Source organism: Pseudomonas syringae, assembly GCF_023278085.1.
In the GTDB taxonomy this organism is placed as follows: domain Bacteria; phylum Pseudomonadota; class Gammaproteobacteria; order Pseudomonadales; family Pseudomonadaceae; genus Aquipseudomonas; species Aquipseudomonas syringae_Q.
In genome coordinates, this window is the sequence record NZ_CP066265.1 from 3106772 (window position 1) to 3119589 (window position 12818).

Genomic DNA, 12818 nt, shown 5'->3' on the forward strand with positions numbered 1-12818 from the left:
CAATTCGCCCATGAGTGCCAGTGGTTAAACCACGATATCAGTCGCGAACGCTTGACCCACGGTCCCTACCAGGAAATCGCCCGCCCCTTGCCCCGTGAAGTCGATGGCCAGGCTACCCAGGTTGCTGCTCTGGTTGTAGTTCAGGATCGCTTCGCCGGCATGACCGCTGAAGGCGTTGACGAACTGCAACGCGCTCAGCGTGGAAATGGCCGATACGTCGATTTTGTCCTGACCGCTGACGAAGTCACGAATCGTATCCTGGGTCGCCCGATTGGAATCGGAACTGGCGCCAAACACAAAGACGTCTGCTCCTGCACCACCGGTCAGGCTGTCAGCACCGCCGCCACCGTAGATGATGTCGTTACCGGCACCACCTTTCAGGTCGTTTGCAGCAGCATTACCGATCAACAGGTCATTGCCCGAACCGCCCACTGCGTTTTCAACCACGACGTTTTTGGCAATGGAAACGTTACCCACCATGCCGCCAACGTCCGAGAAGGAAGCAGCGTTTAGATTGATCTTCTGGTTCTGGGTGAAGCCTGAGAAGTCGAGGGTATCCTTGCCCCCGCCGTCCCATACCGAGAACACCACTTTGGAAGCGGCAGAGGTAGCGCTATAGAAATCGCGCCCGGCAGTGGAGTTGAAGCCATAGACCGTGTCAGTGGCACGCGTGCTCATGTTCGCGCCGTAGAGCTGCTGAACCGCAGCAATATCGTCCAGCAACGGCGCCGAGGAATACGACGGGGCGCCGCCCTTGACGAAGTTCTGATCGGTATTGGACTCACTCCAGTAACTCATGACGCTGTAGCCGCGCGTGTCTTCTGCGTAGCTGACATCCTTGTAAGACGGGTTGCCTTCGCCAGCGTTGTAGTCGCCAGGGTGAGACAAGCCCAAGGTATGGCCAATTTCGTGAGTCAGCGTTTGACGGCCGTAGTTGCCGTTGTCCGGGGTGGTGTTGACCTTGTAGGAATTGTCGACAAGGTACCAGGACTGGCCATCTGTACGGCCGCCGCTAGGCAGATAGGCAAACGCCGCCCCGCCGCTGCTGCCATCACTGTAGTTACCGAAGGTCATGTGCCCGTCACCGCCGGAGGCCGCCTGGGTGAAGCTGACCTTGGCGACATCCGCCCAGGACTGCATCGAAAGCACTGCCTGGGATTTCTGCTGCGCGTTGAACGCACTGAACGTCCCCAGCGAGTTGTCGAAGCCGGCAGGTTTTGCGGTCAGGAACGTATACGTGAGGTTGACGGTGCCGTTACCGTCGCGGTCCGCCCAGGAGGCGTGATCGCGAAGAATGAAGTTAGCAGCCTGATCGACCGAATACGAAGGCTTGCCGTTGATCGTGAGGTTGCCACCACGGTCATACTCGTGAGCGAACGTATTGATCTGGTCGAAGGAGCTACTGGTAGCGGCGGAGAGTTGAATTGCAGCATTTTCTTTGACTTTCGTCATGACACTTCCTTGTTTGCTGATAGAACAGATTGGTGCGGCAGGACTCCATCTGCAGCGAGGGAATCCTGTCACTCGCCTTGTGTTGCGTAACGGGTGTTACGTAACTGGTGTTACGTAACAAAACTGACACATCTTGAAATCTTGTGTCCAGCCCTGATAAGTGATGTCAAATCGCCTAAATCAGGAATCTGCCTACAGGCACTAGGGAATCGTCTGATATTTTTTTTGGTGATGGCTGGCTTTCGATAAGCCATTGAACAGGCTGGCGCAATCTTGATAAAGATGACTGATCAGTCAGATATTGAGCCGCGTCGAATATCGAACCCATGCCCCCTTCTGGCATTCTCGAAACCCGACAACGCAAAAGCCCCGACAAGTCGGGGCTTTTGTTTGAAGCGGAGCGGCCTGAATACTCAGGCCACGTGATCAGTCGTCGCGGCTCATGATGCCGAAGATCTGCAGCAGGCTGATGAACAGGTTGTAGATCGATACATACAGGCTGACGGTAGCCATGATGTAGTTACGCTCGCCACCCTGAATGATCGCGCTGGTCTGGAACAGAATGCAGACCGACGAGAACAGGACGAAACCTGCGCTGATCGCCAGTTGCAGCCCGCTGATCTGGAAAAACATGCTGGCCACCACCGCACCCAGCAGGACGAAGAAACCGGCGGTGATGAAGCCCCCCAGGAAACTCATGTCCTTGCGAGTGATCAGCACGTAAGCCGACAGACCGCCAAATACCAGTGCGGTCATGGCGAACGCGGAGCTGACGACTTCAGCACCGCCTGCCATGCCCAGATAACGGTTGAGGATCGGGCCCAGCAGGAAACCCATGAAGCCGGTCAGGGCGAAAGTGGAAACCAGGCCCCAGACCGAGTCGCGCAGCTTGTTGGTCAGGAAGAACAGACCATAGAAGCCGATCAGCACCACGAAGATGTTCGGGTAGCCGACGCGCATTTGCTGAGCGACAAAGGCCATGACGCCGCTGAAAGCCAGCGTCAGAGCGAGAAGACCGTAAGTGTTGCGCAGGACACGACTAACCTCTAGCTGGTCGGCCTGCACGCCGGTTTTAAGGCTGTAATCCTGTTCGCGCATGGCGAAACTCCTTCCTGTTGAAATGTTGAGTTGCAAAGATCATAACAGAGGCGCGGCAACTGGCTAGTCACAGAGTTTGACAGCTTGTTTCATTCCGGTATTATGGCGCCCGCAACGAAGTGGAGGTATGGCCGAGTGGTTTAAGGCAGCAGTCTTGAAAACTGCCGACTGTAACAGGTCCTAGAGTTCGAATCTCTATGCCTCCGCCATATTTGAAAGCGCAAAGCCCTGAATATTCAGGGCTTTGTCGTTTCCGGGGTTTGCTCAATGCAACCTTGCTGATATGCCAGTGAGGCCAGGTGCCCCACTGCCGACTTGCAGCAGCCTAGATGTCCAGAACCAGCCGTTCTGACGTACATCCCGACACGCAGATCATCATCGTCCTCCCGGATGCTCGCTCCGCAGCGCTGAGAACCACGTCGCGATGTTCCAGAGCGCCTTCAAGCACCCTGACTTCACACGCTCCGCACACGCCCTCCTTGCAGCTATAGGAAAGCGTGTGCCCTGAGGCGATCAGCACATCAAGCAAACTGCCTTTGCCATCATGATAAAGCTGCGCGCCTGAACGGGAGAGCACAACCTGGTAGCCCTTGCTGATAGCGTCCGGGGGCGGCGGCGCGGCTCCGGAAAAACGCTCGGTGTGGCTGTGCCTGATACCCAGTGAAGAACAGGCCCGATCAAACGCATTGAGCATGGGTGCAGGGCCGCAGCAGTAAAAATGCGTGTCGGCCGGATAACCCTGCATGAATGACAGCAGATCAGGAGCCCCTCCCTGCCGATCGTCAATGTGGTAACTCACGTCGGCCGACAGCGCGTCCAGTTCATCGCGAAATGCCATCTCTTCTTCCGAACGCACGCAATAGAGCAGCCCGACCGCTGCGCCACGTTCCGCAAGCTGCCTGGCCATGCCGAGAAGCGGAGTAATGCCGATACCTCCGGCAATGAAGACTGCCTGTCGAGCGCTGGACACGGGAAAATTATTTCTAGGCAACGACACCTTGAGCACCACACCTGTACGGAGGTACTTATGGATAAATGCGGACCCGCCCCGACTTTGACGATCGTGAAGCACGCCAAGACGGTAGTGGCCTGAATCCGTCAAAGACGTCATCAATGAATAACTGCGCACCAGCCCGTTGGGCAGGTGCACATCTATATGTGCGCCCGGATCGAATGCCGACAGGCAATCGGAGCCGACAGGCGCGAGATTGATCGACACGATGTTCGGCGTGTGTCGGGTAACACCCGTCACCCGGACGGTCTGCAGGCCAATGCCCATATCTACGTTCCTTGTACAGATCAACAACCGAACGAAGCCCGTTGCATAGCCCCGGGCAGAGCCGTCACGCACCTTGACGCTGACCGGACGACTCCTTTACTTTGTGTGAATAACAAGTACAACCACACTCTGGATTTTCTATGCCGCTCATGGATGAATGTATAGAGCTGCTGAATGCAGCGAACGCGCAAGACTGGTTTAACTCCCTCGTCGTTGCGGCGCGCAAACTTGGATATGGTCAGGTCCTGTACGCCCTGAAATCCAATAAAGAGGCTCCCCATACCGCTGCCGATATCGTGAGTAACTTTCCTTCCGAGTGGCGTCGCCGCTACGATGCTGAAAACTATGCAGCGATCGACCCGACAGTGTCACACAGCCTTTCGTCCTCTTTGCCCGTTCACTGGCATGACACGCTTTACAAAACCCTCACTCAAAGCGAATTCGCCGAAGAAGCGAAAGGTGCAGGCCTCAGTCACGGCATAACCCTTCCCATACACGGGCCACAGGGCCAGGTCGGGATGCTCAGTCTTAGTTGCGATTCCATGCCGGAGGCCGAGTACCGGAGTACGCTTCGTTACAGCACCGGTGCGGCAGCGATACTTCGCGACTATGCCGTGACCAGCGGCAGCCAGTACCTGCTACAACATAACGGCACAAAAAACCCTCACCTGACGGCGAGAGAACTGGAAATCCTTCGCTGGGCCTGCGCAGAAAAAACAACGTGGGAAATCGGAAAAATTCTCGCTATTTCCGAACCCACCGTAGAATTCCACTTCAAGAACATCCGGCGAAAACTAAACGTCACGTCGCGCAGGCTTGCGGTCGCCCGGGCCATACAACTGGACCTCATCGCACCGTAGCACCGGGCATGCACTGACTCGCGCATGCAATAAATCGTTGTCGTCTATGCACCCCGCAAAATAAAGACGAAGCAACACGATGAGGCTGGGCGATCCCCGACCACTGCACTCCAGCCGGCTCGCAGCCGGCTGACTCAGCCCGAACATTCGCCAGAACCCTCCCTGACTCTTGCCCAGCGCCATTCGCCTGGCAACCGCCTGCCGGATTAATCTCTGCTCAGACCCCATTTCAACACCTTCCGTCGATGCCAAAACCATAATCGACCGCTGCAACACCGACTACCTATCAGATTGATAGGCTGATTAATATCCATATCGGATATATAAAAGTGTCTCTTTCCGAGGCGACTTTCATGACCATAGCGATTGATGCAAGAAGCAACTTCGATAGTGTCCGCCTGCAAAAAATGCATGCGCTGCGGGCGAAAGTTTTTCGCGATAAAAAGGAGTGGGACGTCAGCGTTATCTGCGGAATGGAAATCGACGGGTACGATGCCTTGAATCCTTATTACATGATTCTTCAGGACACTGATCGCGAAGAGAGCGTCTCTGGCTGCTGGCGGCTCTTGCCCACCACGGGACCCAACATGCTTGCCGATACATTTCCGGAACTGCTGGCAGGTTCTCCTGCCCCCTGTGCCGACGACACCTGGGAACTGAGCCGGTTCGCGATCTGCCAGCAGAGCGGGCGCCCGTACGGGTTTTCCGACCAGTCTCTGATCGCCATCAGAGCCGTTGTCCATTTTGGCGTCGAACGCGGCCTGAAACGGTTCGTCACCGTCACCACGGTAGGCGTGGAAAAGCTGTTGATTCGGCTGGGCCTGGATATTCAGCGGCTTGGCCCTGCGCAGACTGTCGGCGTGGAACGCGCTGTTGCATTGTCCATCGCGCTTAACCGGAAAACACTGGACGCACTGGCCGAGGAAGAAGATCAGCCCTACCTGTCAAACTGATAGGTTCTCCGAAAAGCGGATTGGTAGATGATCTGCACGTCGCCCTGCACCTGATCACTGCATGCTGGCCAGCGATACCGCGTTACCCCCGATTCACAATAACTACAATTGGACTGTGGAGAAGACACATGGAAACCGTGATTGATTCGCCCAAACGTGACGCCATCGAATTCGCAGGCCCGGAGAGCTGGCCGGCATTCATGACAGCGACTGCGCTTCAGGATTACCTAGGCGCAGAAACCGGGCTGCGGACCGCGCATGAACAAGGTTACAGCCATTGGTACATCGACGGCAGCCTGGAAGGCGAACGCCCGGTCGACTTCACCCCGGCACGTATCGCCGCGCTGAATGAAATGATCGATTCCACCGGGTTGAAGCCGGTCTTTCATGGCAACTTCAAAGCACCGCTGGGCAGCGATGTGGATGCTCTGGCGGCGGCAGCGCTGGATTACGTCAAACAGGAAGTCGATATCTGCGCGGCACTTGGCGGTGCTCCGCTGATCGTTCATGGCGGCGGCGTAGTCGAGCCGCGCCTGGTCAAGGAAGCCCGCGAGAAAGGCCTTGATCGCCTCATCGCGAACCTTCAAGAGCTGGTCGCTTACGGTGAAGCGCGTGGCGTCGAGATATGGCTGGAAAACCTGTGTAACTACACCCGTTTTCATCCCTTCTATTACATTTGCACCACGGAAGATGAAGTCGAGCATGTGCTCAACTCCGTACCCGGCCTGCATATGTTTCTGGACGTCTCTCACGCGTACGTGAATGAAGGTGATCCCCTCTCCTTCTTCTGGAAGTTCACCGATCGGGTGGTAGGCATGTCGTTCAGTGACAACAACGGCGATCGTGATTCACACTTCCCGCTGGGCCGAGGCAATCTCGATTTCACGGGCCTGGTCAATGCTATCCAGTACACCGGCTGGAAAGGCCTGATCGGCTTTGAAACGCGCGGCGGAACCTTGCGCGGCAGCGTCGACTTTCTCAACCAACTCGTAGCGTCTTCCGTTCGATAATCTGGAGCGCTGATGCCGGGTACGCCCCGGCATCAGCGTTGAGGTTCTTATGAGCAACCCATCACCCTCCATACCGTCATCAAGCGGCCAGCGCCTGAACACCCGTAGTTCATTCGCGGACGGCTGCGTGGACTCGCTGCCCGTCTGCCTGACCTTCATGTTCCTGTTTTTCTCGATTGGTGCGGCCTGCCGGGATGCAGGGTTCAACGGGCTTCAGGCGTTGACCATGACATTCACGGTGCATGCTGCGCCATTGCAAGTGTTCATCGCCCAGCACGGCGAAAACCTCACGATCATGTCGATCCTGTTCACTACGCTGGTGGTCAACTTCCGCTTCCTGATCATGTCGTCTGTGCTGACCGAGCATTTCAAAGGTGTGCCACTGTGGAAAGCGCTGCTGTCGGCGCAACTGCTGTCGATCTCCACATTTACCCTGTCCAACGCCAGAAAAGACAAAATCGCCAACGTCTACGACTACTACCTGGGCTGTGGCATCAGCACCCTGACGATCGCGATTATCGCGACTGGACTGGGGTTCTGGATCAGCGGCGAACAGAGCCCTTTCATGCAGTCGGTCATCAGCGTGATTCTGCCTATTCACTTCACCGTGCTGGCTTCGCTGGCCTGGCCAAAACTCAAGCCGCTGATCGCGACGGTTGCAGGCTTCGTCCTGACGCCAATTGTCGGGAGCTACCTGCATGAGTACCAGATTTTCGTCGTCCCTTTCGTGCTGGGCGGCGCTTTGCTGATCTGGGACGAACTGTTTGAGGGCAAAGCAAAATGAATACCTGGACGATTATCCTCATTGCCTCGGTCGCGTCCTATGCACTGCGTGCGCTCCCCATCCTTGTTTTCCACAGGTTTCAGATAGCGTCCGACGGGTTGATCTATCGCTTTCTGAACTATGCGGCGTTCGGGGTCATGGGCGGCATCATTTATTCCGCGTTGCTGGGAGAAACCTATTACAGCAACCTGATGGGGCATTTCACCCATCACACAGTGGTACTCAAGCTGGCAACGCTTTGCCTCGCGGTGTTCATCGCAGCACGGTTCAGAGGCGTATTCAAAACCCTATTCATCTGCCTTGGCTTTTTCATCGCCATGAGCTTTTTTACAGGAGCCTGACGTGATGCTCGACACCTGCCCGCCACTGCCTGACCTCCATGAGTTGCAGGAACGACATGCCCGCTTCTGCCAGCGTTCCGACCCTATCAACATGACGCGTGGTCTGCCGTCACCTGAGCAGATATCTCTTTCGCGAGACTTTCTCAGCCTTCCAGGCAATCACCAGTTTGCATCGTCGGACGGCCAGGACTGGCTTAACTACGGTGGCCTTCAAGGCGTCAAAGAAGTGCGTGACCTGTTCGGCCCGATAATGCTGAATCTCCCTGGGGATCAGATTGCCATCGGTGAGAATTCCAGCCTGGCGCTGATGCATGAGGCCATCGGGCATGCGTGGATCAAAGGTTTTCCCGGTACGTCACCCTGGGGTAAGGCCGACAAGGTTCGTTTCATCTGCCCGGAACCCGGCTACGACCGGCACTTTTCCATCTGCGAGTATTACGGAATAGAGATGATTCCCGTCGCATTGGGCGAACACGGCCCGGACATGGACGAGGTCGAGCGCATTGTCGCAGCGGACCCCGATGTGCGAGGCATGTGGTGTGTGCCCAAGCATGCCAACCCCAATGGAGCGACCTTCAGCGAGGAAGTGGTCAGCCGACTCGCAAGGATGGTGACGGCCGCCGGGGACTTCAAGCTGTTCTGGGACAACGCGTATGCGATCCACGATTTCGATGCGCCGGGCCCGCACGCAGCGGATATTTACCAGGCCTGTGTCCGCAACGGCAACCCTGACCGGCCGATCATGTTTTCGTCGACCTCGAAGATGGTCATTCCGAGTTCCGGCATCGCCATGCTCGGCGGCAGCGTCGAAACCGTTCGCTGGTGGCTGGCATGCCGTCAACATAAAACCATCGGCCCGGACAAGGTCAATCAGGTCAGGCACCTGATGTTCTTTCAGACGGCGGAAAACCTGACTGCGCATATGAAGCGCCATGGCCAGTCCCTTGGCTCGAAGTTCGATAGAGTCCTGCGCACCTTCAGCCGACAACTTGAGGGGGTTCCCGGGGTCAGCTGGTCTACGCCGCGCGGCGGTTATTTCATCTCGCTGCTGGTACCCGAGGGGCTGGCTGGACGCGTCGTGGCCATCGCCGCAGACGCGGGGGTAAAAATGACACCGGCAGGCGCCACTCACTGCCACGGCACAGATAGCACCGGACGCCACCTGCGGATTGCACCCTCCTATCTCAACCTTGCGCAAATCGATCAGGCTGCCGAGGTCATTGCCAACTCGGTACTGCTTGCCTGCGCCGAACAGATGACCAGAAGCTAGCGCTGGAATCGGCTCTGCATCCGTGGCGCGCCAGACAAAGCCTCTGTCTCGCCATCGGTGCAGCAGCAGACAATAAAACGGTGTGGCCTGTCGAGAGACACTGGCGACCTGGAGTATTATGCGAATCTGCTGCCGGCAGGCTCTCATCAGGAGATACTCATCAACATGGACTCATTCATGGACGCTCAGGCCTTACTCGCCCTGACCACAACGTCATTGCCTCTGTCAGCGGAATGCAGCTGCCTGCAACGAGACCTTGCAGGCTGGAGCAGTTGGCCGGTGGGTTACCGGGAGGAAGCGTTCAACAAGCTGGGGACTCTGGCGAAGCACTCCCCTGAAGAAGCGACCATCGATGAATACCACCCCGACGGAACGCTCTACTGGTCTCCCGACGCGCCTATCGCTCCCCGCTTTTATCCCTATAACCAGTCCACTGTCTGGCAGTGCGCCCATTGCCGGCGTATCTACCTGCGTCACAACGATGACGGCGCCTATCACGTCGAGCGGCGGATTCGTCTCGTTCAGCCGTTTCTGATAACGGACGCTGAACATGCACACGATGGTCGGGACGCACACGCCTGACATGAGCGGCGCAGTGCAACCCGCGCGCAGACCGGGCCGCGCAGTCTGATATATTGATGCGCTTCACGTATCAGTCAAACGGTCTCTTGATGCCCATCAATTTCGATCTCAACGACCTCCAGGCGTTTCGGGCCGTGGTCGAAAATGGCAGCTTCCGCAAGGCTGCCGAAACCGTGCAGATCACGCAGCCTGCGCTCAGTCGGCGTATAGAAAAGCTGGAGTCGGCGCTGAATGTGAAGCTGTTCGAGCGCACCACGCGCAAGGTCAGCCTGACCACGGTCGGTCGCGCTTTTCTGCCGCAGGTCGAGCGCATCCTGGACGATCTCGACAGCGCATTGATGACCATCGGCGAGGTTGGCTCGACCCGAATGGGCAACGTCACCATCGCCTGTGTCCCCTCAGCGGCCTATTACTTCATGCCGCAGGTCATCAGTGCTTTCCATGAGCTGTTTCCTAAAATCAGAATCAAGGTGCTGGACGCGAGCGCCAATGAGGTCAACAGCGCGGTTGCGCTGGGTGAAGCGGATTTCGGGGTGAGTTTCAGCGGCAATCTGGCGCCGGAGGTGGACTTTGAACTGCTTCTGCAGGAGCGCTATGTGATGGCCTGCCGCCGCGATCATCCGCTGGCGAGGCACGACAGTGTCAGTTGGGAAGAGATGTATCGCCATGACTACATCGCCCTGGATATCACGTCGGGCAACAGACTGGTACTGGACAAGGCGCTGGCAGCCTCGCGTCCGCCCAGGGAAAGCATCTGCGAAACGCGGCATGTCACGACCATGATAGGGCTTGTGGAAGCCGGGCTTGGCGTGGCGGCAGTGCCCTCGATTGCCATGCCGATGACCGCACACCCGTTTCTGGTGAGCGTGCCATTGGTGGCACCCGAGGTGATCCGTAATGTCGGACTGATCAAGCGCCGCGGGCGAACACTGACACCCGCAGCGCTGGAGCTGGAACGCCTGGTCAGGCAGATGCCGTCTCGATCAGCGCGGGACTGAATCCAGACCCGTCGACTGCACGGTGGCCTGTGCCTTGGGCGATGCCAGGTAGTCGAGTAAGGCCTTGGCCTGTTTCGGATGCTCGGCGTTGACCGGAACACCCGCGGCATAACGCGTGACCGACTGGACGTCTTCCGGGATCTTCGCCACGAAGGTTACGCCCGGAATCGGCAGCAATTCGGCGACCTGCTGAAAGCCCAGTTCGTAATCGCCTGCGGCAACCACTGAGGCAACCGGGATGCGTTCGACCATCTTGCTCTTTGGCGCAAGCTGCTGCTGGATGCCCAGCTTTTTGAACAGCTCTTTCTCGATGTACACGCCACTGGCGCTGTCAGAGTAGGCGACCGATCTGGCTTTCAGCAGCGTGTCTTTCAGCTCGCTGTCGGTGCCGATGGCAGGTTTGGCGGCGCCCTGCTTCACCACCATGCCGATACGCGAGTCTGCCAGCTCGACACGCGATGCCGGGTCTACCTTGCCTTGCTTGATCAGCTCATCCAGCGCGTAGCCGACCATGATCACGACGTCGGCGTGCTCGCCACGGGCCAGCCGGTTTGGAATCGCCTCAGGCGCCTTGCCCATCGACGGCCCGAGAATGGTGTCCAGCGAATCCCCGGACGCCTTGGCGTATTCAGGCCCCAGCAATTTGTAAGCTGCGGTAAAGCCACCCGAGGTCATGACCTTGAGTTCTTCTGCCTGGGCGCCAGCGCTGACTGCGATGCAGCCCAGAAAGAGCAGTGCCAGTTGACGTTTAGGTAAAGATTGCATGTTTGTTTTCCTTGATTAAACAGCCAGTTGCGGGCGAGCTGAGATATGTCGGTAGAGCACCAGTGTCGCGCCCAGCGCGCACATGGCAGCAAATGTCATCCAGTAGGCGGGCGCGGCTTTGTCTCCGGTCAAGTGGATCAACCAGGTGGATATGGCCGGGGTGAAACCACCGAAAACCGCCGTCGCCAGGCTGTAGGCCAGAGAAAACCCGGCAACGCGCACTTCTACCGGCATGATTTCAGTCAGCGCCGGAATCATCGCGCCGTTATACAAACCGTAGAGGCACGAGAACCACAGCAGCACCTCGAGCATGTGACCGAAACTGGGCGCCTGAGCGAGGAATGACAGTGCAGGATAGGCGCTGATAATGGTGAGTAAGGTCATCGCAACCAGCAGTGGCTTGCGCCCGAAACGGTCGCTCAACATGCCGCCTATCGGCAGCCAGATAAAATTGGACACGCCGACCAGCAGGGTCACCAGAAGCGCGTCGGCGGTACTCAGGTTCAGCACGGTCTTGCCGAAGGTGGGTGCATAAATGGTGATCAGGTAGAACGTGGTGGTGGTCATCGCAACCATCAGCATCCCGGCAATCACCACGCGCCAGTTCTGCAACAGGGTCGCGAAGACCTCACGCATGCTTGGGCGGTGCTTGCGGGTGGCGAACTCTTCGGTTTCCTGCAGGCTGCGGCGCAACAGGAAAATGAACGGGATGATAAGGCAACCGATGGCGAATGGAATTCTCCAGCCCCAGTCAGCCACAGCCGCAGGTGCCATCCACTGGTTAAGGGCGTAACCCAGCGCAGCGGCAACCACAATCGCCACCTGCTGACTGCCGGATTGCCAACTGGTGTAGAACCCCTTGCGACCCGGCGTGGCCATTTCAGCCAGATACACCGACACTCCGCCCAGTTCGGCCCCGGCGGAGAAACCTTGCAGCAACCGGCCGATCAACACCAAGGCCGGTGCCCAGAGACCGATGCTTGCGTAGCCTGGCACCAGAACAATCAACAACGTACCGCTGGCCATGATCGACAAGGTCACGATCAGCCCTTTGCGCCGACCCACGTCATCAATGTAGGCACCCAGAATCACCGCACCCAATGGACGCATGAGAAAGCCCGCACCGAAGACGGCAAACGTCATCATCAGTGAGGCAAATTCGCTCGTCGCAGGAAAAAAGGCAGCAGCGATTTGAGTTGCGTAGAAACCAAACAGGAAGAAATCGAATTGTTCGAGGAAGTTGCCGGATGTAACGCGGAATACCGCTCCGGCCCTGGAACGGGCAGACGCAACGGGTTGAGGGGATGAGCCGTTCATGATTGTTCTCCAGCGATCTTATTAGAGTGCTTGTCAGCGCTTGTGATCGAGGAGTCTGCCGGACACACCTTGAAACGATAAGTGCTATCTTTTCATCTATTGATGTTTA

14 protein-coding genes and 1 tRNA gene are annotated in these 12818 nt (G+C 57.3%); 9 read left to right on the forward strand and 6 right to left on the reverse strand.

All coding sequences use genetic code 11. The features are described from left to right. Positions 1-24: 24 nt before the first annotated feature. Both I9H07_RS13760 and I9H07_RS13765 read right to left on the reverse strand, forming a co-directional pair. A complete protein-coding gene (locus tag I9H07_RS13760; protein WP_236425291.1) occupies positions 25-1452 on the reverse strand; it encodes a serralysin family metalloprotease in 1428 nt (475 codons plus the stop codon). A 426-nt stretch (positions 1453-1878) separates the two neighbouring features. After that, positions 1879-2550, reverse strand: coding sequence for a Bax inhibitor-1/YccA family protein (locus tag I9H07_RS13765; protein ID WP_005893886.1), 672 nt, complete (start codon positions 2548-2550; stop codon positions 1879-1881). 121 nt (positions 2551-2671) lie between these two features. Between I9H07_RS13765 and I9H07_RS13770 the strand changes: the two genes are divergently transcribed. Beyond that, positions 2672-2759: transfer RNA gene (locus I9H07_RS13770), tRNA-Ser, on the forward strand. Between the two features lie 116 nt (positions 2760-2875). Here the strand turns inward: I9H07_RS13770 and I9H07_RS13775 are convergent. Beyond that, complete coding sequence (locus I9H07_RS13775; RefSeq protein WP_058823628.1) at positions 2876-3829, reverse strand: PDR/VanB family oxidoreductase; 954 nt, start codon at positions 3827-3829, stop codon at positions 2876-2878. Between the two features lie 140 nt (positions 3830-3969). Here I9H07_RS13775 and I9H07_RS13780 point away from each other — a divergent pair, with 140 nt between their 5' ends. After that, entirely contained in the window at positions 3970-4689 is a 720-nt protein-coding gene (locus tag I9H07_RS13780; RefSeq protein ID WP_236425290.1) for a helix-turn-helix transcriptional regulator, read from the forward strand. Here I9H07_RS13780 and I9H07_RS25085 read toward each other — a convergent pair. After that, a complete protein-coding gene (locus I9H07_RS25085) occupies positions 4624-4947 on the reverse strand; it encodes a helix-turn-helix domain-containing protein (protein WP_419205018.1) in 324 nt (107 codons plus the stop codon). The two genes, I9H07_RS13780 and I9H07_RS25085, sit on opposite strands and share 66 nt — an antisense overlap. Before the next feature lie 95 nt (positions 4948-5042). Between I9H07_RS25085 and I9H07_RS13785 the strand changes: the two genes are divergently transcribed. From I9H07_RS13785 to I9H07_RS13815, 7 genes are all read left to right on the forward strand, one after another. Next, positions 5043-5642: an acyl-homoserine-lactone synthase gene (locus I9H07_RS13785; RefSeq protein WP_024674014.1), complete on the forward strand. Its 600-nt coding sequence runs from the start codon at positions 5043-5045 to the stop codon at positions 5640-5642. Positions 5643-5770: 128 nt separating this feature from the next. Beyond that, a complete protein-coding gene (locus I9H07_RS13790) occupies positions 5771-6652 on the forward strand; it encodes a sugar phosphate isomerase/epimerase family protein (protein ID WP_058823629.1) in 882 nt (293 codons plus the stop codon). A 49-nt stretch (positions 6653-6701) separates the two neighbouring features. Continuing rightward, complete coding sequence (locus I9H07_RS13795; protein ID WP_058391831.1) at positions 6702-7436, forward strand: AzlC family ABC transporter permease; 735 nt, start codon at positions 6702-6704, stop codon at positions 7434-7436. Beyond that, positions 7433-7777: an AzlD domain-containing protein gene (locus I9H07_RS13800; protein WP_024674017.1), complete on the forward strand. Its 345-nt coding sequence runs from the start codon at positions 7433-7435 to the stop codon at positions 7775-7777. The genes I9H07_RS13795 and I9H07_RS13800 overlap by 4 nt, the downstream gene beginning before the upstream one ends. 4 nt (positions 7778-7781) lie before the next feature. Further along, complete coding sequence (locus tag I9H07_RS13805) at positions 7782-9047, forward strand: aminotransferase class I/II-fold pyridoxal phosphate-dependent enzyme (RefSeq protein ID WP_058823655.1); 1266 nt, start codon at positions 7782-7784, stop codon at positions 9045-9047. Between the two features lie 165 nt (positions 9048-9212). Continuing rightward, positions 9213-9629, forward strand: a complete 417-nt coding sequence (locus I9H07_RS13810) for a hypothetical protein (protein WP_024674019.1) — start codon at positions 9213-9215, stop codon at positions 9627-9629. Between the two features lie 89 nt (positions 9630-9718). Next, positions 9719-10627 carry a LysR family transcriptional regulator gene (locus tag I9H07_RS13815; protein ID WP_024674020.1) on the forward strand — a complete coding sequence of 303 codons (909 nt, stop codon included), beginning with the start codon at positions 9719-9721 and terminating at the stop codon, positions 10625-10627. Here I9H07_RS13815 and I9H07_RS13820 read toward each other — a convergent pair. Together I9H07_RS13820 and I9H07_RS13825 are read right to left on the reverse strand one after the other, a co-directional pair. Then, complete coding sequence (locus I9H07_RS13820) at positions 10613-11392, reverse strand: substrate-binding domain-containing protein (protein WP_236425289.1); 780 nt, start codon at positions 11390-11392, stop codon at positions 10613-10615. The two genes, I9H07_RS13815 and I9H07_RS13820, sit on opposite strands and share 15 nt — an antisense overlap. Positions 11393-11407: 15 nt before the next feature. Beyond that, a complete protein-coding gene (locus tag I9H07_RS13825; protein ID WP_024674022.1) occupies positions 11408-12709 on the reverse strand; it encodes an MFS transporter in 1302 nt (433 codons plus the stop codon). Positions 12710-12818 lie beyond the last annotated feature (109 nt).

Excerpts from the sequence above, each read along its gene's own strand:
- I9H07_RS13760 (WP_236425291.1), bottom strand. The coding sequence starts at position 1,452 with ATGACGAAAGTCAAAGAAAATGCTGCAATTCAACTCTCCGCCGCTACC.
- I9H07_RS13765 (WP_005893886.1), bottom strand. The coding sequence starts at position 2,550 with ATGCGCGAACAGGATTACAGCCTTAAAACCGGCGTGCAGGCCGACCAG.
- I9H07_RS13775 (WP_058823628.1), bottom strand. The coding sequence starts at position 3,829 with ATGGGCATTGGCCTGCAGACCGTCCGGGTGACGGGTGTTACCCGACAC.
- I9H07_RS13780 (WP_236425290.1), top strand. The coding sequence starts at position 3,970 with ATGCCGCTCATGGATGAATGTATAGAGCTGCTGAATGCAGCGAACGCG.
- I9H07_RS25085 (WP_419205018.1), bottom strand. The coding sequence starts at position 4,947 with ATGGTTTTGGCATCGACGGAAGGTGTTGAAATGGGGTCTGAGCAGAGA.
- I9H07_RS13785 (WP_024674014.1), top strand. The coding sequence starts at position 5,043 with ATGACCATAGCGATTGATGCAAGAAGCAACTTCGATAGTGTCCGCCTG.
- I9H07_RS13790 (WP_058823629.1), top strand. The coding sequence starts at position 5,771 with ATGGAAACCGTGATTGATTCGCCCAAACGTGACGCCATCGAATTCGCA.
- I9H07_RS13795 (WP_058391831.1), top strand. The coding sequence starts at position 6,702 with ATGAGCAACCCATCACCCTCCATACCGTCATCAAGCGGCCAGCGCCTG.
- I9H07_RS13800 (WP_024674017.1), top strand. The coding sequence starts at position 7,433 with ATGAATACCTGGACGATTATCCTCATTGCCTCGGTCGCGTCCTATGCA.
- I9H07_RS13805 (WP_058823655.1), top strand. The coding sequence starts at position 7,782 with ATGCTCGACACCTGCCCGCCACTGCCTGACCTCCATGAGTTGCAGGAA.
- I9H07_RS13810 (WP_024674019.1), top strand. The coding sequence starts at position 9,213 with ATGGACTCATTCATGGACGCTCAGGCCTTACTCGCCCTGACCACAACG.
- I9H07_RS13815 (WP_024674020.1), top strand. The coding sequence starts at position 9,719 with ATGCCCATCAATTTCGATCTCAACGACCTCCAGGCGTTTCGGGCCGTG.
- I9H07_RS13820 (WP_236425289.1), bottom strand. The coding sequence starts at position 11,392 with ATGCAATCTTTACCTAAACGTCAACTGGCACTGCTCTTTCTGGGCTGC.
- I9H07_RS13825 (WP_024674022.1), bottom strand. The coding sequence starts at position 12,709 with ATGAACGGCTCATCCCCTCAACCCGTTGCGTCTGCCCGTTCCAGGGCC.